We start from the raw sequence: 21792 nt of genomic DNA, 5'->3' as shown, positions 1-21792 counted from the left end.
GCACGTGGCACGACGACACGTCTATCGGGCGAGTGAAGCGAGCGTTGCGGGGGCAGCGGTCGCGATCGCCGACGCGATCTCGCATGGCGAGCACGACGACCGCGCCGACATCTTCGACGGACTCCATGTCGACGTCATCGCGTCGAACCCGCTCTCGGGCCCCATCATGGTGCCCCGGCGTGTGTCGATCGGCGACTCCGGCCTCGAGGTGCATCCGCTCGCGCTCGGCGCCAGCACGTTCGGCTGGACGCTCAGCACCGAGCAGGCGTTCGACGTGCTCGACCGCTTCGCCGGTCTCGGCGGCTCCCTCGTCGACACCGCCGACAGCTACGCAGCGGGTCGCAGCGAATCGATCATCGGCAAGTGGATGGACTCGCGCGGCACTCGCGATCGCATGGCCATCGCGACGAAGATCGGCCACCACCCCGACCACCGCGGACTGTCGCCTGCAGAGATCTCGGCGGCCGTCGACGACTCGCTGCTGCGTCTCGGCATCGAGCGCATCGACCTGCTGTACTTCCACGGCGACGACGCCGAGGTGCCGCTCGAAGAGAGCCTCGGCGCGGTCGACGCCCTGATCACCGCCGGCAAGGTCGGCGCGATCGGCGCAGCGGACTTCACGCCCGATCGCCTCATCGAGGCGCGCGTGCTCGCCGCCAACGGACTGCCCCGGTTCCAGGCGCTGACCACGAAGTACAACCTCATGGAACGCCGCCCGTTCGAGGGCGCGCCCGAACTCGTGGCCCACGCCCAGGCGCTCGCCGTGCTGCCCTACTTCGGCCTCGCGAGCGGGTTCCTCGGCGGGCAGGTACGACGTCGCGCCGACGTGCGCCATGACGCCAGGGGCGAACGGCAGGCGCGATACCTCGGTCGACGCGGCCACCGCGTGCTCGCGGCGGTCGACGAGATCGCCTTCGCGCACGGCGTGCAGCCCGCGACGATCTCGCTCGCCTGGCTGCTGGCGAAGCCGACCGTCGTCGCGCCGGTCGTGAGTGCGAGCCGGCCCGATCAGGTCGATGCGCTCATGGCCGCGGCATCCGTCGAGCTGCAGCGCTCGGAGATCGTCGACCTCGACCGCGCTTCAGCCTGATCATGTGTCGGCGCGCCCGGGCGCGCGCCGCCCGAGCGCGCCCGACGCGGGTGGCATAGGCTGATCGGGATGAACGGCGCTGTCGACCTCCCACTCGGCCAGGCCGAGCTCTCCTTCACCGCAGCAGGCGACGCGCGAGTTCGGCGCAGCGTGCTCCCCTCGGGGGTGCGAGTGCTCAGCGAACAGGTGCCGGGCAGTCGCAGCGCGACCATCGGGTTCTGGGTCGCAGTCGGTTCACGCGACGAGCAGCGAGCGGATGCCGCGCACCCCGCGACGTACGGATCGACGCACTTCCTCGAGCACCTGCTGTTCAAGGGCACCGCGACGCGCACCGCCCTCGACATCGCGATCTCCTTCGACGCCGTCGGCGGTGAGCACAACGCGCTCACGGCGAAGGAGTACACCTGCTACTACGCCAAAGTGCAAGACAGGGACCTGCCGATGGCGGTCGAGGTGCTCGCCGACATGTTCACCTCGTCGTTGCTCGACGCGACCGAGTTCGAGAGCGAGCGCGGGGTCATCCTCGAGGAGCTCTCCATGGCGGGCGACGACCCGGGCGATGTCGCGAACGAACGCTTCTTCGAGGCGGTGCTCGGCGCCCACCCGCTGGGCCGGCCGATCGGCGGCAGCCCCGAGACGATCCGCAGCGCCACGCGCGACGCCGTGTGGGAGCACTACCGGGCCAACTACCGCCCGCAAGACCTGGTCGTCACCGTCGCCGGCGCCGTCGACCACGACCGGCTGGTGGGCGAACTCGACCGGGCGCTCGCGGTCGCCGGGTGGGACCCGACGGTCGCCGGGCAGCCCGTCGAACGGCGTTCCGTCGTGCCCGCAGCGCTCGCGGTCGGTCCCGAGGTCTCCGTCGTCGCACGCCCGACCGAGCAGGTGAACCTGCTGCTCGGGGTGCCGGGACTCGTCGCGACCGACGAACGACGCCCGACGATGAGCATGCTGAACGCGATCTTCGGCTCGGGCATGTCGTCGCGCCTGTTCCAGCAGGTGCGCGAGCGCCGCGGCCTCGCCTACTCGGTCTACTCGTTCGCGCCGGGCTACTCCGACGCCGGTCTCTTCGGCATGTACGCCGGGTGCGCCCCGGCGAAGGCCGGCACGGTCGCTTCGCTCATGCGCGACGAACTCGAGCGACTCGCCGAGCACGGCGTCACCGCCGAAGAGATGCGCCGCGCCTCCGGGCAGCTCGCGGGCGCCTCGGCGCTCGCCCTCGAGGACTCCGACACCCGGATGTCTCGGCTCGGCCGCGCCGAGCTCACCCTCGGCGAGTTCGTCGACCTCGACGAGGCCCTCCGTCGCATCTCACTCGTCACCGCCGACGACGTGCAGCGGCTGGCGGGCGACCTCGTCGCACGCCCGTTCTCGCTCGTCGCCGTCGGCGCGATCGACGAGACGGCATTCACCGGAGCGGCCGCAGCGGTCGCTCCGAGCTCCGACGTCGCCTGACCGCGGCACCGCCCTGCATCAGAGGAACCGATAACCGTGGCCCACCACCTCTACCTCGTCCGTCACGGCGAGCAGCTCGACGCCGAGCACGGCCTGCCCGACGGACCGCTGTCGCCCCGGGGCCGCCGTCAGGCCGAGCTCCTCGCGGAGCGCCTCGGCGGCGTGCCGTTCGACAACGCCTGGCACTCGCCCCTGCAGCGGGCGACCGAGACGGCGGAGATCATCGCGGCGAAGATGCCGGCGCTGAGTCTCGAGCCCTCGCCGCTGCTCTTCGACTGCATCCCGACAGGCCCTGCGCCCGAGACGCCGAAGGCGTACGACGCCTTCTTCGGCTCCGTGACCGAGGCCGAGATCGAGGCCGGCAGTGCGCAGATGGAAGATGCGGCCTCCGAGTTCCTCCGCTCTCATCGCGAAGACCGGCACGAGCTCCTCATCACCCACAACTTCGTCATCGGGTGGTTCGTGCGCGAAGTGCTCGGGGCGCCCGACTGGCGATGGGTCTCTATCAACCAGGTGAACTGCGGCCTCACGGTGCTGACCCAGCGCCCGGGCCGGCCGTGGAGCCTCGTCTCCCACAACGACATCGCGCACCTTCCGCCCGAGCTGCGCACCGGACTGTCGGAGCCGTACGCGATCTGAGCGCCTCGCGCTCGCGCTCGCGACCCGGGGAGCCGGTCAGCCGACGCGCTTGCCGTACCAGTTCGTTGCGTTGGGGTTGGCGTTGTACGGATCGATGTCGACGTACCCGGCCGAGCGGTAGAGGCCGCCTGCCGCTTCGAGGCTCGCATTCGTGTCGAGCACGAGCTCCTGCGCGCCGTATTCGATCGCACGGCGCTCGAGCTCGTCGAGCAGCCGGCGCCCTTCACCGCCGCCGCGGGCCGCGGGTGCAAGCCACAGGTGCTTGACCTCGAAGCGCACCTCGAAGGTCTCGGGCCGGCGCTGGATGCGTCGCACACCGCCGCATCCGACCGCGGTGCCCGACTCGTCGACGACGACCAGGAAGACGCCCGCCGGCGGCGTGAACTGCTCCGCGGCCGGCCAAGTCGGACGGTACTCGCCCTGCTCGGCGGGGAACCCGACCGCTCGCGCGGCGAAGTAATCGGCGAGCAGCGCGTGCGCGTCGGCGTCGGTCACTGAGGCGTCTCGGTAGCGCAGCATGCCCCAACACTATTCGCGACGGGCAGCGGATGCCGCGTGCGCGGCGACGTCTCGACGCGGCGGTCGCCCGGCTCCTGCTTGCTAGGGTGAATCCGTGACGATACGGGTCGCCGTGGCGGGAGCCACCGGCAAGATGGGGCAGCTGGCGCTTCGACTGATCGAGGAGGCCGAAGACCTCGAACTGCACGCCGCGCTCGACTCGAAGTCGAGCCTCGACCTCATGCTCGGCGCCGATGTGGCGTTCGACGTCACGCATCCCGGCGCGAGCGCCGAGATCGTCGAGTTCGCCGCAGGAGCCGGCATTCCGATCGTCGTCGGCACCTCGGGGTGGTCGAGTGATCGAATCGCCGAGATCTCCGCGTTCGTGCGCGGCCACGCCGACGCGGGCGCCGTGCTCTTCGTTCCGAACTTCTCGATCGGCAGCGTGCTCGGCACCGCCTTCGCGAAGCTCGCGGCGCCCTTCTTCGACTCGATCGAGATCGTCGAGGCCCATCACGCCGGCAAGGTCGACTCGCCCTCGGGCACGGCCGTGCGCACGGCGGAGCTCATCGGCGAGGCGCGTTCGGCGCGCGGTCCGGTCGCCGCTCCGCACGCCGACCAGCGCGCCCGCGGGCAGCTCGTCAGCGGGGTCCCCGTGCACAGCTTGCGCCTGAACGGCGTCGCGGCCGAGCAGCGCGTCGTCTTCGGCGGCGACGGCGAGACTCTCACGATCACGCACTCCACGCTCTCGTCGAGCTCCTACGAGGCCGGCATCCTGCTCGCGCTCCGCAGCGCCCCCGAGGCATCCGGTGTCACCGTCGGCCTCGACGCGCTGCTCGACCTCGGACTGCCCGGCACCTCGCGATGACCACGAAGCTCGGCGCGCTCATCATGGCCGCGCTCCTCGTGCTCTACCTTGCGCTCGTCGGATGGCGCGCCGTGCAGTTCATGGCGACGGGGGAGCCGATCGCGATCGCGATGGGGGTGGCGCTCCTCGTGCTGCCGCTCATCGGTCTCTGGGCGCTCTGGCGCGAGCTCGAGTTCGGCATCCGCTCGCACGAACTCGTGAAGCGGCTCGACGCGGAGGGCGGGCTCGACCTCGAACTGCCGCTCCTGCCGAGCGGGCGTCCCGAGCGGGCAGCAGCAGGCGCGGCCCTCGACGAGTTCCGGACCGCGGCCGATGCGGCTCCCGAGTCGTGGCAGGCGGCCATGCGGCTCGGACTCGCGTACGACGCGGCCGGCGATCGTCGCAACGCCAGGCACGCCGTGCGGCGGGCGATCGCGCTGTCGCGCCTTCCTCGCTGAAGCCGTGGCGATCAGCCCGAGCGAACCTCGATGAGCCTGCGCGACTCGTGCTGAGTCCGCGGCGCAGGGGTGGAGGCGCTGCCCGCAATGTCTACGCCATCGCCGCCGGCTCTCTCACGAGCCTGCGCGTCGGCGTCGAAGGCATCGGCCGTCAGATGCTGCCGGCACCGGGGCCGGCCTGATCCCGTTTCTCCTGCTCGATCCGCGACTGCTCCTGGGCGGCGCGCTCGGCGGCGGGATCCTCGGAAGAGGCACGTGAGCGTCCCCAGCTCCTGACGAGCAACACGACGATCACCGCGAGTATCGCGAGCCCCACGATCCACCACAGCGGATCCATGACCCACCTCCTCGTGCGCGACGCCGCCGGCGTCGGTCGTACATACGATATTCCCGCCGTGTCGGAGCCGCAATGAGCTCGTCCGGCGGCCGGATCCTGCTCGACCAGACGCCGATGTCCGCGTCGCGGAGGCGGGTGGGCGGATCGGCCTAACGGGCCACCGTGCGCGGCGCGGTGAGCATCGCGTCGATCGCCGACTCGACCGTGGCGTGGCGAAAACGGTAGCCGTCGTCGATGAGGCGTTGCGGGCGCACCTTCTGGCTCGAGAGCAGCAGTTCGTCGGCGGCGCGGCCGAGGGCGACCTCGAGCATGCGCTCGGGCACGCCGAAGGCGTGCGGTCGGTGCATCCGCTCGGCCATCGCGGCCATCACGCGGTCGGCCGTCGCAGGAGTCGGGCCGGCGATGTTCACCGGTCCAGAGAGCGACGACCCGAGCAGGTGCACGATGGCGCCGACCTCGTCGTCGAGTGCGACCCACGGCCAGTGCTGGCCGCCGGTTCCGAGCCGCGCCGAAACGCCGAAGCGGGTGAGCGTGCCGACGCGCTTCATGGCGCCGCCGTGCCCGACCACCATGCCGCTGCGGAAGACGACGGTGCGCGTCTCTTCGGGGGCGAGCCCGGCCGCGGACTCCCATCGGCCGACGACCTCCGCGAGGAACCCCGTGCCGGCGCTCGAGTACTCGGTGAGGAGTTCGCCCGGGCGGTCGCCGTAGTAGCCGACGGCCGAGGCATTGAGGAAGGCCGTGGGCGGGCGTCGCGCCTTGCGCATCGCGTCGGCGAGTGTGCGGGTCGCCGTGATGCGCGACTCGAGGATCTCGCCGCGGTACGACTTCGACCAAGGCAGCCGGGCGAGCGAGGCGCCCGACAGGTTCACGACCGCGTCGACCCGGTCCATGACGGTGAAATCGATGATGCCCGCCGCCGGCGACCATGAGGCCTCGTCGGGGCTCTCAGCGCGTCGGCGCACGAGGCGCACGACCTCGTGCCCGTCGCCGGTCAGTGCGGTGACCAGCGCGGAGCCGATGAATCCGGATGCACCGGCGACGAGTACCCGCATGGATCAGGCGAGTTCGGCTTCGATCGTGATCGGGATGCCGGCGAGCGCCTGCGAGATCGGGCAGTTCTTCTTCGCGTCCTCGGCGAGGGCCTCGAACTGCTCCTCGGTGAGGCCGGGCACGCGGGCGCTCACGAGGAGGTGGCTGCCGAGCACGCCCTTGCCCGCCTCGAAGGTGACGGCCGCGGTGGTCTGGATGCTCTCTGCGGGCGTGCCCGCCTGGGCGAGGCCCAGCGAGAGCGCCATCGAGAAGCACGAGGAGTGCGCTGCCGCGAGCAGCTCCTCGGGGTTGGTCGTGGCGGCCACGCCCTCGGCGCGGGCCTTCCAGTTGACGGGGAAGGAGGCGAGGCCCGAGGAGTCGAGGGCGACATCGCCCGATCCCTCGAAGAGCGTGCCCTTCCAGACGGTGGTCGCTTCACTCGTGACAGCCATGGGATCCTCCTCGTCGAACGGAGACACCAGCCTATCGGCGGAGTGGGGCCGCAGGTCAGACCCCGGGGACGATCCGGGCCCGAGCGAGCAGCAGGTAGATCTGGCAGCCGAGGCAGAAGTCGAAGGCGGCGTTCAGGAACGCCGCGAAGAAGGCGATCGCCGCGGCGATCGGCACCGCGTACTCGAGTCCGAGGAGCGAGAGCAGCACGCCGGCGAGACCGACGGCGAAGCCGACGCCCTGCGCGAAGGTCGGCGGGCGCGGGTCTTCGAGCTCGGTCGGCGGTGCGAGCCGCGGGCGCACCAGCTTGGCGAAGATCAGGCCGTACGGATGCCGGCGGATGCCCGCGAACGCGCCCCACGCGAAGAGCAGCGTGATCGCGACGAGCAGCCAGAACGCCGCGGCATCCGCCCCCGCGATCGCGAGCACGACCGTGATGAGCAGCAGGGTCGCCGTGATCGCGGCGCCGAAGCGCGGGCCGCGCGGGTCGATGCCGGCCGAAGCGCGGTCGGCGCTCGATGACGAAGAATCAGCCGGAGATGGCATGGGGGCTCCTCAGGAGGTCGTCGAGTCGTTCGCGGACCGCCGCGGGGCGGGGGAGTCCGGCGATGCGGGCGCGCACCGCGCCGTCGGCGTCGAGCAGGAGCGTCGTCGGCGTCTCGGTCACGCGGAAGCGGCCGGCGAGGTCGGGCCGGTGCGTGAGGTCGACCTCCACGTGCGCCGCTCCGTCGTGCTCGCCGGCGAGCTGCGCGAGCAGGCGCCCCGTCGCCGGGCAGCGCGCACAGAACTCGGTCGAGAACTGCACGAGCGTGGCGCGTTCGCCGAACGCGGCGACGCCGAGCTCGGCCGGCCGAACCACGTCGCCGGAGCCGCTGCGGGCGACGCCCTGCCGCGAACGCCAGACGAGGCCGACCGCGGTCGCCACGGCGAGCAGCGCTGCGCCGGTCGCGAGTGCGGGGAGCCAGTCCATGCGGTCGAGCGTACGCAGCCGCCGCGGCCCCGTGCGGAGTGTGACCGAGGATGACGGGATGCCGCGGCATCCGCTCGCCTTCGCCGAAGTGTCGCCGGTGCGGGTTAGCCTTGTGGGGATGGCCGAGACGATCTCAACTCCGTACGAAGACCTGCTGCGCGACGTGCTCGAGCACGGCGCCGTGAAGACCGATCGCACGGGCACCGGCACGCGCAGCGTGTTCGGCCGCCAGCTGCGGTTCGACCTCTCCGAGGGCTTCCCGCTCATCACCACGAAACGCGTGCACTTCAAGTCGATCGCGTACGAGCTGCTCTGGTTCCTGCAGGGCTCGTCGAACGTGGGCTGGCTGCGCGAGCACGGCGTGACCATCTGGGACGAATGGGCCGATTCCGAGGGCGAGCTCGGCCCCGTCTACGGCGTGCAGTGGCGGTCGTGGCCGACGCCGTCGGGCGAGCAGATCGACCAGATCTCCGAGGTCATCGAGCAGATCCGCACGAACCCCGACTCGCGCCGGCTCATCGTCTCGGCGTGGAACCCGGCCGACATCCCCTCGATGGCGCTCGCACCCTGCCACGCGCTGTTCCAGTTCTACGTCGCCGACGGCAAGCTCTCGTGCCAGCTCTACCAGCGCAGCGCCGACCTCTTCCTCGGCGTGCCGTTCAACATCGCCTCCTACGCGCTGCTGACGCACATGATCGCGGCGCAGACCGGCCTCGAGGTCGGCGACTTCGTCTGGACCGGCGGCGACTGCCACATCTACGACAACCACGTCGAGCAGGTGACCGAGCAGCTCACCCGTGAGCCGTTCGCCCCGCCGAAGCTGCGGCTCGCGCGCACCCCCGACTCGGTCTTCGACTACGAGTACGAGGACTTCGTGATCGAGGGCTACCAGCACCACCCGCCGATCCGCGCGGCCGTCGCGGTATGAGCGGAGCGGATGCCTCGGCCGCCGTGGCCGCTTCGACTGCGCGGGCGCCCAAGCTCGGGCTCATCTGGGCAGAGGCGCACGGCGGAGTGATCGGGGCCGGCGGCGTGATGCCGTGGCACGTGCCCGAAGACCTCGCCCACTTCAAGGCGATCACGCTCGGCAGCCCCGTCGTGATGGGCCGGAAGACCTGGGACTCGCTGCCCGAGCGCTTCCGGCCGCTGCCCGGGCGCGCGAACATCGTCGTCACCCGCAATGACGAGTGGTCGGCCGAGGGGGCCGTGCGTGCGGGGTCGATCGACGGCGCGCTGACGTCGGCCGCGGCATCCGACCCCGAGTGGATCTGGGCGATCGGCGGCGGCGAGCTCTTCGCCAGGCTCATCGACCGCGCCGATCGGATCGAGGTCACCGAGCTCGACCTCGACATCCCCGGCGACGCCTACGCCCCCTCGATCGACCTGAGCTGGCGGCTCGTCGACACCGACGACACCGCAACGCACGTCTCCCGCACGGGCATCGGCTACCGCTTCCGCCGCTACGACCGCCCCTGACCTCGACTCTGAGCGCTCGATGCTCCGCGTCCCACCCCACGTCATTCCAGCGGATATACGATCCGCCACGCCGCGAGTCCTCAAGAGAGACCGGCGCGGCGGATCGTATATCCGCGGGAGCGCACGCGCAGGCGAGTCGATCCTCAGCGCCGACTCCTTCTCCACACGGTGAAGATCGACCGGCTCGGACACCGAAGAAGCAGTTGGCCGCGGGGGCGTTCAGCGGGTCGACATACTCGCCCGATGGCGACGACTTCATCGGCAGTAGTTCAGGCTGTCTGCGCCCGGCTCGGAGGACTCGCCAGTGCTCGTGAGCTCGCCGCGCACAGCATCGGGCGCGCGGCGATCGCACGAGCGGTTCGCTCGGGTGCAATCGAACGCGCACGGCGGGGTGTCTACGTCGCAAGGGATGCGCCCGACGACCTCCGGTCCGCTGTCGCCCACGGCGGCGTGCTCGGCTGCGTCTCCGTAGCGCGGGAGGCAGGACTCTGGGTGCTCCCGGTCGATGATCACGTGCATGTCGCCATCCCGCCGCATGGGCACGCCCTTCCTCACCTCGGCTGCACCTGCGTGAGCCATTGGGGCGAAGCGGATGTCGCGGCAGGCCGTGTCGGGCTCGTCGACGCCCTCGCACAGTTGTTGTTGTGCATCGGTGAGGATGCATTCTTCGCCGCCCTCGAATCGGCGCTCCGGTTGCGGCGCCTCTCGCACATCGACCTCACCCGACTGAGGTCGCAGATCGCCGAGTCCAGATCCTGGCTCGTCGACCTGGCGTGTGCGGAATCGGAGAGCGGACTCGAATCGCTGATGAAGGTGCGGATGCATCGACTCGGGATCGCGCTCGCCGCGCAGGTCGATATCGTCGGGGTCGGTCGCGTCGACTTCGTGCTGGGCGACCGTCTGATCCTGGAGGTCGACGGTCGGCCAGGACACGAGGACGCGGAGAGCCGGCACAAGGACTTAGTGCGAGATGCCGTGGCGGCCGCGCACGGATACGACACGCTTCGATTCGACTATGCGCTCGTCGTACACGACTGGCCAGCCGTCGAGGCGGCGATCCTCGAGAAGTGTCGTCGCGGGCTGCACATCGACAGCTGGGCGGAAGGCGTCCGCGCGGCCGCGGCCGCGGTCTGAGGCCCCCTGTCGCCGTCGGCTTTCGCCGTCGCAGCGACGTCTCCGCTGCGCCTCCCTCTCGCCTCTCGGGCCTGCAGAACTGCGGATATACGATCCGACACCCCGCCGGATCAGCGGCCGAGACGGCGCACCGGATCGTATATCCGCAGGAACGACATGAAGGAGGGGCAGGCAGGCAGGAGACGGGCGAGGAGACGGGCGAGGTACGCGCCGAGCGACCGCCGGGGCCCGCCGCGCGGGGCCGACCCGATACGCTGGAGAGCGTGACTTCAGAGAATCCCTTCGGACAAGTGCTCGTCGCGCTCGTCACGCCGATGACGGCGGACGGCGAAGTCGATTGGCCCGGGGTCGAGAAGCACATCGACGATGTCATCTCGGCAGGCGCCGACGGCATCGTCGTCACGGGCACCACGGGGGAGACCTCGACGCTCACCGACCCCGAGAAGATCCGTCTGGTCGAGGTCGGCAAGGATGTCGCCGCGGGTCGCGCCAAGATCATCACCGGCGGCGGGTCGAACGAGACCGCGCACGCGATCGAGCTCTACAAGCACTCCGAGCGCGTCGGCGCCGACGGCATCATGATCGTCACGCCGTACTACAACAAGCCCACGCAGGCGGGCATCCTGACGCACTTCCGGCTCGTGGCCGACGCCACCGACCTGCCGGTCATCCTCTACGACATCCCCGGCCGCACGGGCGTGCCCATCAAGTACGAGACGATCCTGCGGCTCGCCAAGCACCCCAACATCCTCGCCGTGAAAGACGCCAAGGGCGACTTCTCCGAGGTCAGCCGGGTGCTGAACCAGACCGACCTCATGTACTTCTCGGGCGACGACGCCAACGTGCTGCCGCACCTCGCGATCGGCGCGACGGGCCTCATCGGCGTCACCGCGAACATCGCGCCCGCGCCGTACCGCACGATCGTCGACGCGGTGAACCGCGGCGACCTCACGACGGCCACCGCCGCCCACCAGCAGCTCGAGCCGCTCGTGCGCGCCACCATGACCCACGTGCCCGGCACGGTCGCGGCGAAGTACATCCTGCACGGCCTCGGCCGCATCTCGAGCCCGCGCGTGCGACTGCCCCTCGTCGGCCCCGAAGAGTGGGAGGCCGCCCTCATCGAGGACGAGATCGACCACGTGCAGGGCATCCCCGGCGTCGACTTCCACAACTTCCGTCCCGACCGCAACGCCGCCGCCGGCGGCGCTCTGCCGAAGGTCGCGGGAACCACCCGCTGAACCAGCGGATGCCGCGTCGTGCACCTGCTCGAACCGACATCCGCTCCGAGACATCCGCCGGTCACAGGGCCGGCACCGAACTGAACACCGCAACAGAAGGAGGGCACATGCCCGACGTCGTCATCGATCCCGCCCCGCTCGAGGCCGGAACGCTCCGCATCATCCCCATCGGCGGCCTGGGGGAGGTCGGCCGCAACATGACCAGCTACGAGATCGACGGCAAGATCCTCATCGTCGACTGCGGCGTGCTCTTCCCCGAAGAGCACCAGCCGGGCGTCGACCTGATCCTGCCCGACTTCGGCTTCCTGAAGTCGCGCATCGACGACATCGTCGGCGTCGTGCTCACGCACGGTCACGAGGACCACATCGGTGCCGTGCCGTACCTCTTGAAGCTCCGGGGAGACATCCCCCTGATCGGCTCGCAGCTCACGCTCGCGCTCATCGAGGCGAAGCTCAAAGAGCACCGCATCAAGCCCTACACCCTCACGGTGAAAGAGGGCGGGCACGAGCAGATCGGGCCGTTCCGCCTCGAGTTCATCGCCGTCAACCACTCGATCCCCGACGCACTCGCCGTGGCGATCAAGACCGACGCGGGCACCGTGCTCGCGACCGGAGACTTCAAGATGGACCAGCTGCCGCTCGACGGCCGCCTCACCGACCTGCGCGAGTTCGCGCGTCTCGGCGAAGAGGGCGTCGACGTCTTCATGGTCGACTCCACGAACGCGGATGTCCCGGGCTTCACGCCGCTCGAGCGCTCGATCGGGCCCGTGCTCGACGAGGTCATCAACCGCGCGCCCCGTCGGGTCATCGTCGCGAGCTTCTCGAGCCACGTGCACCGCGTGCAGCAGGTGCTCGACGCCGCGTGGGCGAACCACCGTCGTGTGGCGCTCCTCGGCCGCAGCATGGTGCGCAACATGACGATCGCCGCCGACCTCGGCTACCTGAAGGTTCCCGAGGGCGTGCTCATCGACTACAAGAAGGCCGGCAACATCCCCGACGACGAGATCGTCTACATGTCGACCGGTTCGCAGGGCGAGCCGATGGCCGTGCTCTCGCGCATGGCCAACCGCGACCACCAGATCGAGATCGGCGAGGGCGACACGGTGATCCTCGCGTCGAGCCTGATCCCGGGCAACGAGAACGCGGTCTACCGCGTCATCGACGGCCTCACGAAGCTCGGTGCGAACGTCGTGCACAAGGCGAACGCGAAGGTGCACGTCTCGGGCCACGCGGCCGCCGGCGAACTGCTCTACTGCTACAACATCCTGAAGCCGAAGAACGTGCTGCCGATCCACGGCGAGTACCGGCACCTCTTCGCGAACGCGAAGCTCGCGCAAGACACCGGCATCCCCGAGAAGAACACCTTCATCGGCGAGAACGGCACGGTCTACGACCTGCGCGGCGGCGAGCTCAGCGTGGTCGGCCAGCTCGACCTCGGATTCGTCTACGTCGACGGCTCGACCGTCGGCGAGATCACCGACGCCGACCTGAAGGACCGCCGCATCCTCGCGGAGGAGGGGTTCATCTCGGTCATCGTCGTGGTCGACGCCTCGACGGGCCGCGTCATCACCGGTCCCGAGATCCACGCGCGCGGCTTCGCCGAAGACGACTCGGTCTTCGATGACGTCAAGCCGAAGATCATCGACGCCCTCGCCGAGGCCGCTCGCAACGGCGTGCGCGACTCGCACGCGCTGTCGCAGATCGTGCGGCGGGTGCTCGGCGGCTGGGTCAACCGCCGCCTGCGCCGTCGTCCGATGCTCGTGCCGCTCGTCATCGAGGCGTAGCCGCCGCAGCATGAGCACCGCCAGAACGGCCCGTCTTCGGACGGGCCGTTCGACGTTCCGGCGCGAGGGCGCGGCCGGGCCTCAGGGATGACCCGGAATCCTCCCTGAGGAGGATTCCGATGTCGTCGCCGAGTCCATAAGGTGGGGGAGATGCCCGGCGGCCCCTACGCCCGGGCGACCCGAACAAGGAGTGCCGTGGGCGTCTGGCGCAAGTGGATCTTCCCGACGATTCGAATCGTGCTCGTGGCGGTGATCGCGATCGCGCTGGCGAAGCTCGCGTTCTTCCCCGACCGCGCCGAGGCCGAGTCCGAGGCGCTCACGCCCACGGGCAGCGTGGCCGAGCCGCAGGTCGCGGTCGCGCGCGGGTCGATCGCGAACGACGTGGTGCTCACGGGCACGGTCAACGCGGATGCCGCGGCGCCCGTCAAGGCGACGGCCACGGGCACCGTCGACGAGGTGTTCGTCGCGGCGGGGCAGAAGGTCGACGCCGGGCAGAAGATCTACGACATCAAGGTGCCGGACGAGCCCGAACCGGTCGAGGCCGCACCCGGGCCCGACGGGCAGCCGGTGATGACCACGCCGGAGCCGACCTTCCACTTCGAGAAGGTGCTCGCGCCGTCGGCCGGTGTGCTCTCGTCGCTCGACGTCATCGAGGGCCAGCCCGTCGCGACGGGCGATGTCACGGGGCAGGTCGCCCCGCCGACGTTCAACGTCACCGCGACGCTCAGCCCCGAGCAGCAGTACCGCCTGACGAGTGCGCCCGCCGAGGCGGTCGTGACGATCGCGGGCGGCCCCGCCCCGTTCACCTGCGGCGGGCTCGTGATCTCCACCCCGTTGTCGGGCAGCGGCGCCGGGGCGGGCGGCTCGGGCGCGGCCGGCGGGGCCGGCGGCACGGGCGGTGAGGCATCCGGCGGCACCACCGTGCGCTGCTCGGTGCCGGGTGACGTGCGCGTGTTCCCGGGGCTCTCCGCGCAGGCGAAGATCTCCGCCGGCAGCGCCGACGACGTGCTCGTCGTGCCGGTCACGGCGGTCGAGGGCGGCGCCGAGACCGGCGTCGTCTGGCTCGTGACGGCCGACGGCGAGCGCGTCGAACAGCCCGTGAAGCTCGGTCTCAGCGATGGAACGCAGGTCGAGGTCGTGGAGGGCGTCGCCGAGGGCGACCAGGTGCTCGAGTTCGTTCCCGGCGCCCCGGGAGGGACCGGCCAGGAGAGCTGCGTGCAAGGACCCGACGGCTCGATGATGTGCGGAACCCTGACGAAATGACGCTCGTCGAAGCACGCGGCGTCGGCCGCACCGTCGAGCTGCCCGATGGGAGGCCGCTCACGATCCTGTCGGGCGTCGACCTCACCGTCTCCGAGGGCGACCGGGTCTCGATCGTCGGCCGTTCGGGTTCGGGCAAGTCGACGCTGCTGAACCTCCTCGGCCTGCTCGACGCGCCGACCGAGGGCGAGCTCGCCTTCCTCGGCCACGACGTGCGGCGCATCCGCAGCGGTGCCCGAGACCGGCTGCGCGGCAGCGAGGTCGGGTTCGTGTTCCAGCAGTTCAACCTGCTGCCGGGGCGCACCGCGCTCGAGAACGTGCAGACGCCGCTGCTCTACTCGGGCGGCCGGGAGTTCTGGCGGCGCGAGCGCATCGCGCGCGACATGCTCGAACGCGTCGGACTCGGCGAGCGGCTCACGACGAAGCCCGAACGCCTGTCGGGCGGCGAGCAGCAGCGTGTGGCGATCGCCCGTGCGCTCGTGCGCAAGCCCCGACTCATCCTCGCCGACGAGCCGACCGGCGCCCTCGACCTCGAGACCGGCGCCGAGGTCATGTCGCTCATCGAAGCCGTCGCGGCCGAGACCGGCGCCGCGCTCGTGACGATCACGCACGACGCCACGATCGCAGCGCGGTCGAACCGGCACTTCCTACTGAGAGGCGGCAGGCTCGAGACAGCGGATGCCGCGGGCGCGAGTTCGGCCGTCGAAGCCGACGTCGCCGAGGCCGCCGCATGATGGGCTGGCTGGCCCGCGCGGCGACGGGCATCGTGAGCACCATCGTCGAGGCGCTCGAGGAACTGCGCATCCATCGCGGGCGCGTGCTGCTGTCGCTGATCGGGGTCGCCGTCGCCGTCTGCGCGCTCACGACCGTCGTCGGCGCGGGCGCGATCGCCGAGCAGGCGGGCCGAGAGACGTCGGAGCGATTCGGCGGCCGGCCCGCCACCGTGTCGATGAGCGTCAGCACGGGGAGCGGGATGCCCGACAACGAGACGGTGGCCGCCGCATGGCAGACCACGCTCGACCGGCATGGCATCGAGTACGCGAGCCGATCGGGCTACGGCACACTCACCGTGCAGTTCGCCGACGGCGCGGTGCCGGTGCCGGTGCAGGTCGTCGACCCCGACTACGGGCTGATGCATCGAGTCCGACTCGCAGAGGGCACCTGGTTCACCGAACGCGATGCCGATCGACTGGCTCCCGCCGTCATCGTCAACGAGGCCTTCTGGGACCGGCTCGGACGCCCGGCGCTCTCGACGCACCCCACGGTCGAGATCGTCGGCAGCCAGCCGATCACGGGGGTGATCACCGGTGTGACACCCGCGCAGAGCGAATGGGACTCCGAGCCGACGGCGTTCATGCTGACCGACTCCTTCCTCCCGTTGCAGCCCGTGACACCCGATCCGATGATGGGCGCCTACATGCCGTCATACGAGATGTGGATCCCCGACGGCTCCGCTGACGAGCTCCTGATGTCGGTGGACCAGGCGTTCGAGGCGGAGCTCGGCGAGGGCGCCACCGTCGACGGGTGGCGGAGCGACTACGCCGCGCAAGAGGGCGACCCGTTCCTGCCGCTCAAGCTCATGGTGATCGGTGTCGCCGTCGTCATCCTGCTGCTCGGTGCACTCGGTCTCCTCACGATCGCGCTCGTGACCGTGCGCGGACGCATCCGCGAGATCGGCATCCGGCGTTCGTTCGGCGCCACGGCCGGGCGGGTGTTCTTCTCGGTGCTCATGGAGACCGTGGTCGGCACCTTCGTCGCGGGGGTCGTCGGCGTGGGCGTGGCGATCGCCCTCGTGCGGAGCCCGCTCATGGGCATGGCGCTCGGCGGTGCCGAGGTGCAGGACATGCCGGGGTTCCCGGTCGAGGCGGCACTGATCGGCATCGGAGCCGCCGTCGCGGTCGGCGCGCTCGCCGGACTCCTGCCGGCGCTCGGCGCGGTGCGGGTGAAGGTGATCGACGCGATCCGGTTCTGAGGCGAGGCCGGGTGCCGCGCGAAACACCGACGTAACACGCCGCGCGTAGCATCCGCGCATGGCGGCATTCACGGTGCGACCGGCCATCCCCGACGACGGATCGTTCCTCGCGGACATGGTGGTCGAAGCGGCGAACTGGCGGTCGGGGGGCACCCGGCCGCGACCGACGGTGCTCGCCGACCCGGCGTCGCGCGTGTACGTCGCCGGTTGGCAGCGCCCGGCCGATCGCGGCGTCGTCGCCCTCGACGGCGACGGCCGACCCGTCGGAGCCGCCTGGTACCGGCTCTTCGCCGCCGATGCAGCCGCGCACGGCTTCGTCGCGGTCGGCGTGCCCGAGCTCATCATCGGCGTCCGACCGCTGTGGCGTGCGCAGGGGGTCGGCCGAGTGCTCATGCAGTCGCTCGCCGAGACCGCGCGCGCGGCGGGCTTCGCGCGACTGGCGCTCAGCGTCGAGCACGGCAACTTCGCCGAGTCGCTGTATCGCTCCGAGGGGTTCGTGGTGGTCGGCTCCGGCTCCGGACGCGACACGATGGTGCGTTCGCTCGGTTGATCGCGCAGAATTCCCGGTGATCGCATCGGCGACTGGAGGCGCGGCGGATCCCGAACACTCGCGCCCGGCTGTCGTCCGGTGTGGGCGCGCGGCCGTAGCCTAGGCATATGGCTACGAGCACCAGGTCGAATGGGCGTGCCTCGGGCGCGTCCTCGCGTGCTTCGAGCGCCCGCACTGCGCCCACGAAGAAGCTGCCGGCGGCGAGCACCCGCGGCACGGCCGCCAAGAAGCCGCCCGCGGCGCCCGAGCGGCCGAACATCTTCGTCCGTGCGTGGATGGGTCTCGCGCACCTGACCGGTGGGGCGGCGCGCGCACTCGGCCCCGAGACGCTCTCCAAGGAGGAGCGTCGCGACGGCCTGCCGTTCTTCATCGTCGTGCTCGCGATCATCGGCGCGGTGATCGAGTGGTTCCTCATCAACGAGCCCGTCGCGCAGACACTCGACTCGTGGACCTTCGGGGGCCTCTTCGGACGTGTGGCCTTCGCCCTGCCCGTCGTGATGCTGCTCTTCGCGGTCTGGCTGTTCCGGCACCCGAGCTCCGTGCACGACAACACGCGCATCGGCATCGGGCTGGGCCTCCTGCTCCTGACCGTCTCGGCCCTCTGCGACATCTTCGGCGGCCAGCCCGAGCCGCGAGACGGCATGGCGGTGCTCGCCCGCGCCGGCGGTATCCTCGGTTGGCTGGTGGCCGCACCGCTCATCGCACTGATCACCGAGGCCGGCGCCGCCGTGGTCGTCATCGTGCTGCTCGTACTGTCGCTGCTCATCATCACCAAGACCCCGCCGAACCGCATCCCCGCGCGCTTCCGCGAGCTCTACGAGTGGCTCTTCGGCGCGACTCACGACGAGAACGCCGCCCCGCCCGAACCGAAGCCGAAGCGCGAGCGCAAGAAGTCGGTGCAGACCGAACTCGACGGCATCGACGCCCTCGGCGACGGCGACGACGACGAGCCGAAGGGCGGCATGCTGCCCTGGTGGCGCCGCAACGACTCCAACCGCGAAGAGGACCCCGAGTTCGAGGCCGCCGGCGTCGAGGGCCTCACCGAGGTGTTCGGGGCCGGCTCGGCCGTGGGCAGCTTCGAGACGCCGCTCGAGGGCGTCGGCCAGAACAGCTACAACACCGAGGTGCTCGGCGACCTCGAGCGCGCCGAGTCGGCGCTGCAGCAGTTCACCGGCGACGTGCCGCGCGGCGGCACCGGGCTCCGCGGCGACGACGCGGGCGGCGCGAACGTGCTCGCAGTGTTCGATGTCGCGAGCGATGCGGGCGATGCCGGCGCGCTGCCGGGCCCCGGAGCAGCCGAGTCGTCGGAGTTCGACGCGGAGGCGGCATCCGAACCCGATCGCCCCTACAGCCTCCCCGCGGCGTCGACGCTCGCGGCCGGCGCCCCGGCGAAGAAGCGCTCGCAGGCCAACGACGACGTCGTGCGCCAGATCACCGGCGTGCTCGAGCAGTTCGGAGTCGACGCGAAGGTCACGGGCTTCTCGCGCGGCCCGACCGTGACGCAGTACGAGATCGAGCTCGGCCCCGGCGTCAAGGTCGAGCGCGTCACTGCGCTGTCGAAGAACCTGGCCTACGCCGTCGCCTCCAACGAGGTGCGCATCCTCTCGCCGATCCCGGGCAAGAGCGCCATCGGCATCGAGATCCCGAACGCCGACCGCGAGATCGTGACCCTCGGCGACGTGCTCCGCTCCGGCAACGCCGCGAACGCGACGCACTCCATGACGATCGGCGTCGGCAAAGACGTCGGCGGCGGCTACGTCGTCGCGAACCTCGCGAAGATGCCGCACCTCCTCGTGGCCGGCTCCACCGGCTCGGGCAAGTCGAGCTTCGTGAACTCGATGATCACCTCGCTCCTGATGCGGGCGAAGCCCTCCGACGTGCGCATGGTGCTGATCGACCCGAAGCGCGTCGAGCTCGCCCCGTACGCGGGCGTGCCCCACCTCATCACGCCGATCATCACGAACCCGAAGAAGGCCGCCGAGGCGCTCTCCTGGGTCGTGAAGGAGATGGACATGCGGTACGACGACCTCGCGTCGTTCGGCTTCCGCCACATCGACGACTTCAACAAGGCCGTCGTCAACGGCGAGATCGTGCTGCCCGCCGGATCCGAGCGCAAGCTCAAGCCGTACCCGTACCTGCTCGTCGTGGTCGACGAGCTCGCCGACCTCATGATGGTCGCCCCGCGCGACGTCGAGGACTCGATCGTGCGCATCACGCAGCTCGCCCGAGCCTCCGGCATCCACCTCGTGCTCGCGACGCAGCGACCGTCGGTCGACGTCGTCACGGGCCTCATCAAGGCCAACGTGCCGTCGAGGCTCGCGTTCGCCGTCACGAGCGTCACCGACTCCCGCGTCATCCTCGACCAGCCGGGCGCCGACAAGCTCATCGGCCAGGGCGACGCGCTCTTCCTGCCCATGGGTGCCTCGAAGCCGCTCCGCGTGCAGGGCGCATGGGTGAGCGAAGACGAGATCGAGCGGGTCGTCAAGCACGTCACCCGGCAGGCTCGTCCCGAGTACCGGCAGGATGTCGCGGAGTCCGCTCCCCGTAAAGAGATCGACTCCGACATCGGCGACGACCTCGAGCTGCTGCTCGCCGCGGCCGAGCTCGTGGTGTCGACGCAGTTCGGCTCCACCTCGATGCTGCAACGCAAGCTGCGCGTCGGCTTCGCGAAGGCAGGCCGCCTCATGGACCTGCTCGAGTCCCGCGAGATCGTCGGCCCGTCCGAGGGGTCGAAGGCGCGAGACGTGCTCGTGACCGCAGAGCAGCTGCCGGGCGTGCTCGCCCGACTCCGCGGCGAGGAGCCGGCCGCCGCGCCCGCAGCACGACCCGCGGCGGCGCCGGCCCCGGCGCAGACCGGACCGCTCGGCGGCGGCATCGCGCCCACCGAGGCGTACGACGCCCCCGACGCGCGCTACGACGATCCGGTCGCTCGCATGAGCGAGGGCCTCCCCGAGGTCGAGGGCGACACCGACGAAGACGCCTGGGGCCTCACCGGCCGCGACTGATCCGCGTCGAACGGTCAGGCGTTGATCGCGTCGAGGAACGGGCCGTCCGCGATGACGGCGAGTTCACCATCCTCGCCGACATCGCTGATGCGTTGGAACTGAGTACCGTCAGTGAAGTAGAGCGCTCCCGAGAGCGAACCGGGACGCGATGCAGGGTCGAGTCGGCTCGCCAGACGAGCGAGGGCCGTGATCGGCTCCACGGACTCGGCACCACTGATCGGCGCGATGAAGAGTTCGCTGCGGCCGGGAGCGAAGAACGCCACGCCGCGGGGTGCGCCTTCGAGCTCCGCTGCCATGAACCGCGGGTCGAGCACGCGGCTGGCGACGAAGAACGACTCGCCCACGAGTGCCGTGAGCCCGGGCGCGATCTCTTCGCGAGCATCGATACGCTCGAACTGCAGCTGTGATCGGCCCAGTGCGAACAACGCCTCTGCGTCGTGCCCCGCGATCGATTCGTCGCTGACGAAGCCGACGGTGGCAGGCAGGTCGACGCACAACACCTCGAGGAGACCCGGAGCGATCCGGCGTGCATAGTCGAGGTTCCACGGCAGACCGTTCTCGGGCATGAGACGGGACCGGAGGCCCACCCGAATCTCGGGATCAGTGAGGTCGAACGGCTGCTGGTCGGCCGTTCCAGCGACGATCGAGGCGACGTGGTTTCGGATCTGGCGTCTCCATCGCCACCGCGGCAGCGACAGGCAGGTCAACGTGAGGTTGGCCAATCCGTACTCGGCGCCCGCCGTCGAACGGATCGAGGTGTTCAGCGCATCACCCGGGTCCGGCACAACGGGGCCGTCCACCCCTGCAGCACGGAATGCTCGGATCGCGTGTTTCTGGATCAGGGCGATGCGCTGGTCGTCGGCAGCCGGGGAAGGTCGTGTCATCCGATCAGCATGGCCGGGAGATCGGTTGCAGGGCAAGGGTTCGTGTCGACGGCCCCGTCTGACTGCGGTCCGGCGAGTCCGCGAGGCCGCCCGGCCGGTAGTCTGGGCCAATGACCTCTTCCGCCGGCACCCCCGCGCGATCGGCGAACTGGAACCTTCCGAACGCGATCACCGTCGTCCGCATCCTCATGGCGCCGCTGGTTTTCTGGCTGCTCCTCGCCGACGCGGGAGCCGACGGTCCGATGCGCTGGTGGGGCGCCGTGATCTTCATCGTCGCGATCTCGACTGACTGGGTCGACGGGTGGCTCGCTCGCTCTCGCGGTCTGGTCACCGACCTCGGCAAGATCCTCGACCCGATCGCCGACAAGCTCCTCACGAGCGGCGCCCTGATTTGCCTCTCGATCCTCGGCGAGCTGTGGTGGTGGGTCACGATCGTCATCGTGGTGCGCGAGGTCGGCATCACCCTGTGGCGCCTCGTCGAGCTGCGCCGGGGCAACGTCGTGCCCGCGTCATCCGGCGGCAAGCTCAAGACGCTCGCGCAGTCGGTCGCGATCTCCCTCGCGCTCCTGCCGCTGTGGACGATCGTCGGCGACTGGATCTACTGGCTCAACTGGGCGACGATGGCGGTCGCCCTCGTGCTCACTCTCTGGTCGGGCCTGCTCTACGTGCGCGACGCCGTGCGCCTCGCCCGCGCACCCCGCGACGCGAGCTGA

General features: G+C 70.6%; 23 protein-coding genes and 1 pseudogene. 17 read left to right on the top strand and 7 right to left on the bottom strand.

Annotated features, from left to right (window positions below; all coding sequences use genetic code 11):
• The first annotated feature begins 4 nt into the window (after positions 1–4).
• From BUR99_RS14610 to BUR99_RS14600, 3 genes are all read left to right on the top strand, one after another.
• A complete protein-coding gene (locus BUR99_RS14610; protein ID WP_234980872.1) occupies positions 5–1090 on the top strand; it encodes an aldo/keto reductase in 1086 nt (361 codons plus the stop codon).
• 69 nt (positions 1091–1159) lie between these two features.
• Positions 1160–2545, top strand: a complete 1386-nt coding sequence (locus BUR99_RS14605; RefSeq protein ID WP_074261136.1) for a M16 family metallopeptidase — start codon at positions 1160–1162, stop codon at positions 2543–2545.
• A 36-nt stretch (positions 2546–2581) separates the two neighbouring features.
• On the top strand, positions 2582–3184 hold the full coding sequence (locus tag BUR99_RS14600) for a histidine phosphatase family protein (RefSeq protein WP_074261135.1): 603 nt from the start codon (positions 2582–2584) through the stop codon (positions 3182–3184).
• A gap of 36 nt (positions 3185–3220) precedes the next feature.
• Here the strand turns inward: BUR99_RS14600 and BUR99_RS14595 are convergent, their stop codons facing one another.
• The gene (locus tag BUR99_RS14595) at positions 3221–3703 is read right to left on the bottom strand and encodes a GNAT family N-acetyltransferase (protein WP_074261134.1); all 483 of its coding nucleotides are present in this window, start codon (positions 3701–3703) and stop codon (positions 3221–3223) included.
• 94 nt (positions 3704–3797) lie between these two features.
• Between BUR99_RS14595 and dapB the strand changes: the two genes are divergently transcribed.
• On the top strand, positions 3798–4550 hold the full coding sequence (gene dapB, locus BUR99_RS14590) for a 4-hydroxy-tetrahydrodipicolinate reductase (RefSeq protein WP_074261133.1): 753 nt from the start codon (positions 3798–3800) through the stop codon (positions 4548–4550).
• Complete coding sequence (locus BUR99_RS14585; RefSeq protein ID WP_074261132.1) at positions 4547–4987, top strand: hypothetical protein; 441 nt, start codon at positions 4547–4549, stop codon at positions 4985–4987. Before dapB ends, BUR99_RS14585 begins: the two co-directional genes overlap by 4 nt.
• Positions 4988–5138: 151 nt before the next feature.
• Here BUR99_RS14585 and BUR99_RS14580 read toward each other — a convergent pair whose 3' ends face one another.
• From BUR99_RS14580 to BUR99_RS14560, 5 genes are all read right to left on the bottom strand, one after another.
• Positions 5139–5324, bottom strand: a complete 186-nt coding sequence (locus BUR99_RS14580) for a hypothetical protein (protein ID WP_074261131.1) — start codon at positions 5322–5324, stop codon at positions 5139–5141.
• Positions 5325–5473: 149 nt separating this feature from the next.
• Entirely contained in the window at positions 5474–6379 is a 906-nt protein-coding gene (locus BUR99_RS14575; RefSeq protein WP_074261130.1) for a TIGR01777 family oxidoreductase, read from the bottom strand.
• Positions 6380–6382: 3 nt separating this feature from the next.
• Positions 6383–6808, bottom strand: coding sequence for an OsmC family peroxiredoxin (locus BUR99_RS14570; protein ID WP_074261129.1), 426 nt, complete (start codon positions 6806–6808; stop codon positions 6383–6385).
• Between the two features lie 55 nt (positions 6809–6863).
• A complete protein-coding gene (locus BUR99_RS14565) occupies positions 6864–7352 on the bottom strand; it encodes a DUF4395 domain-containing protein (protein WP_074261128.1) in 489 nt (162 codons plus the stop codon).
• Positions 7336–7776 carry a TlpA family protein disulfide reductase gene (locus BUR99_RS14560; RefSeq protein WP_074261127.1) on the bottom strand — a complete coding sequence of 147 codons (441 nt, stop codon included), beginning with the start codon at positions 7774–7776 and terminating at the stop codon, positions 7336–7338. Before BUR99_RS14560 ends, BUR99_RS14565 begins: the two co-directional genes overlap by 17 nt.
• Before the next feature lie 118 nt (positions 7777–7894).
• Between BUR99_RS14560 and BUR99_RS14555 the strand changes: the two genes are divergently transcribed.
• The 11 genes and pseudogenes from BUR99_RS14555 to BUR99_RS14510 all read left to right on the top strand — a co-directional run bounded on the left by BUR99_RS14555 (position 7895) and on the right by BUR99_RS14510 (position 20195).
• Positions 7895–8704, top strand: a complete 810-nt coding sequence (locus BUR99_RS14555; protein ID WP_074261126.1) for a thymidylate synthase — start codon at positions 7895–7897, stop codon at positions 8702–8704.
• On the top strand, positions 8701–9252 hold the full coding sequence (locus BUR99_RS14550; RefSeq protein WP_074261125.1) for a dihydrofolate reductase: 552 nt from the start codon (positions 8701–8703) through the stop codon (positions 9250–9252). The genes BUR99_RS14555 and BUR99_RS14550 overlap by 4 nt, the downstream gene beginning before the upstream one ends.
• 243 nt (positions 9253–9495) lie before the next feature.
• Positions 9496–9642, top strand: a pseudogene (locus BUR99_RS20695) (type IV toxin-antitoxin system AbiEi family antitoxin domain-containing protein); the annotation flags it as partial.
• Positions 9643–9744: 102 nt separating this feature from the next.
• Positions 9745–10386: an endonuclease domain-containing protein gene (locus BUR99_RS14545; RefSeq protein WP_159440998.1), complete on the top strand. Its 642-nt coding sequence runs from the start codon at positions 9745–9747 to the stop codon at positions 10384–10386.
• 263 nt (positions 10387–10649) lie between these two features.
• Complete coding sequence (gene dapA / locus BUR99_RS14540) at positions 10650–11624, top strand: 4-hydroxy-tetrahydrodipicolinate synthase (RefSeq protein WP_074261123.1); 975 nt, start codon at positions 10650–10652, stop codon at positions 11622–11624.
• A gap of 107 nt (positions 11625–11731) precedes the next feature.
• Entirely contained in the window at positions 11732–13408 is a 1677-nt protein-coding gene (locus tag BUR99_RS14535) for a ribonuclease J (protein WP_074261122.1), read from the top strand.
• A gap of 195 nt (positions 13409–13603) precedes the next feature.
• Positions 13604–14671, top strand: a complete 1068-nt coding sequence (locus BUR99_RS14530) for an efflux RND transporter periplasmic adaptor subunit (protein ID WP_074261121.1) — start codon at positions 13604–13606, stop codon at positions 14669–14671.
• Positions 14668–15402, top strand: coding sequence for an ABC transporter ATP-binding protein (locus tag BUR99_RS14525; protein WP_074261120.1), 735 nt, complete (start codon positions 14668–14670; stop codon positions 15400–15402). The genes BUR99_RS14530 and BUR99_RS14525 overlap by 4 nt, the downstream gene beginning before the upstream one ends.
• Positions 15399–16640 (top strand): ABC transporter permease, encoded by a 1242-nt coding sequence (locus BUR99_RS14520; protein WP_074261119.1) that lies wholly within the window; start codon positions 15399–15401, stop codon positions 16638–16640. Before BUR99_RS14525 ends, BUR99_RS14520 begins: the two co-directional genes overlap by 4 nt.
• Before the next feature lie 58 nt (positions 16641–16698).
• Positions 16699–17190, top strand: a complete 492-nt coding sequence (locus BUR99_RS14515; protein WP_074261118.1) for a GNAT family N-acetyltransferase — start codon at positions 16699–16701, stop codon at positions 17188–17190.
• A 107-nt stretch (positions 17191–17297) separates the two neighbouring features.
• Positions 17298–20195, top strand: a complete 2898-nt coding sequence (locus BUR99_RS14510) for a DNA translocase FtsK (RefSeq protein WP_074261117.1) — start codon at positions 17298–17300, stop codon at positions 20193–20195.
• Between the two features lie 14 nt (positions 20196–20209).
• On the opposite strand, the gene BUR99_RS14505 is transcribed toward BUR99_RS14510, so the two are convergent.
• A complete protein-coding gene (locus BUR99_RS14505; protein ID WP_143231660.1) occupies positions 20210–21079 on the bottom strand; it encodes a hypothetical protein in 870 nt (289 codons plus the stop codon).
• A 110-nt stretch (positions 21080–21189) separates the two neighbouring features.
• On the opposite strand from BUR99_RS14505, the gene pgsA reads away from it, so the two are divergent.
• Positions 21190–21792: a CDP-diacylglycerol--glycerol-3-phosphate 3-phosphatidyltransferase gene (pgsA, locus tag BUR99_RS14500; RefSeq protein WP_074261115.1), complete on the top strand. Its 603-nt coding sequence runs from the start codon at positions 21190–21192 to the stop codon at positions 21790–21792.

Origin of the sequence: Agromyces cerinus subsp. cerinus, from assembly GCF_900142065.1 — a bacterium.
GTDB lineage: Bacteria > Actinomycetota > Actinomycetes > Actinomycetales > Microbacteriaceae > Agromyces > Agromyces cerinus.
This window is presented reverse-complemented; position numbering and strand designations above follow the sequence as displayed.

What these genes read in the sequence shown, in the direction of transcription:
- BUR99_RS14535 (WP_074261122.1), top strand. Translation starts at nt 11,732, where the DNA reads ATGCCCGACGTCGTCATCGATCCCGCCCCGCTCGAGGCCGGAACGCTC.
- BUR99_RS14550 (WP_074261125.1), top strand. Translation starts at nt 8,701, where the DNA reads ATGAGCGGAGCGGATGCCTCGGCCGCCGTGGCCGCTTCGACTGCGCGG.
- BUR99_RS14520 (WP_074261119.1), top strand. Translation starts at nt 15,399, where the DNA reads ATGATGGGCTGGCTGGCCCGCGCGGCGACGGGCATCGTGAGCACCATC.
- BUR99_RS14510 (WP_074261117.1), top strand. Translation starts at nt 17,298, where the DNA reads ATGGCTACGAGCACCAGGTCGAATGGGCGTGCCTCGGGCGCGTCCTCG.
- BUR99_RS14595 (WP_074261134.1), bottom strand. Translation starts at nt 3,703, where the DNA reads ATGCTGCGCTACCGAGACGCCTCAGTGACCGACGCCGACGCGCACGCG.
- BUR99_RS14565 (WP_074261128.1), bottom strand. Translation starts at nt 7,352, where the DNA reads ATGCCATCTCCGGCTGATTCTTCGTCATCGAGCGCCGACCGCGCTTCG.
- BUR99_RS14585 (WP_074261132.1), top strand. Translation starts at nt 4,547, where the DNA reads ATGACCACGAAGCTCGGCGCGCTCATCATGGCCGCGCTCCTCGTGCTC.
- BUR99_RS14575 (WP_074261130.1), bottom strand. Translation starts at nt 6,379, where the DNA reads ATGCGGGTACTCGTCGCCGGTGCATCCGGATTCATCGGCTCCGCGCTG.
- BUR99_RS14505 (WP_143231660.1), bottom strand. Translation starts at nt 21,079, where the DNA reads ATGACACGACCTTCCCCGGCTGCCGACGACCAGCGCATCGCCCTGATC.
- BUR99_RS14570 (WP_074261129.1), bottom strand. Translation starts at nt 6,808, where the DNA reads ATGGCTGTCACGAGTGAAGCGACCACCGTCTGGAAGGGCACGCTCTTC.
- BUR99_RS14525 (WP_074261120.1), top strand. Translation starts at nt 14,668, where the DNA reads ATGACGCTCGTCGAAGCACGCGGCGTCGGCCGCACCGTCGAGCTGCCC.
- BUR99_RS14580 (WP_074261131.1), bottom strand. Translation starts at nt 5,324, where the DNA reads ATGGATCCGCTGTGGTGGATCGTGGGGCTCGCGATACTCGCGGTGATC.
- BUR99_RS14555 (WP_074261126.1), top strand. Translation starts at nt 7,895, where the DNA reads ATGGCCGAGACGATCTCAACTCCGTACGAAGACCTGCTGCGCGACGTG.
- BUR99_RS14560 (WP_074261127.1), bottom strand. Translation starts at nt 7,776, where the DNA reads ATGGACTGGCTCCCCGCACTCGCGACCGGCGCAGCGCTGCTCGCCGTG.
- BUR99_RS14605 (WP_074261136.1), top strand. Translation starts at nt 1,160, where the DNA reads ATGAACGGCGCTGTCGACCTCCCACTCGGCCAGGCCGAGCTCTCCTTC.
- BUR99_RS14515 (WP_074261118.1), top strand. Translation starts at nt 16,699, where the DNA reads ATGGCGGCATTCACGGTGCGACCGGCCATCCCCGACGACGGATCGTTC.
- pgsA (WP_074261115.1), top strand. Translation starts at nt 21,190, where the DNA reads ATGACCTCTTCCGCCGGCACCCCCGCGCGATCGGCGAACTGGAACCTT.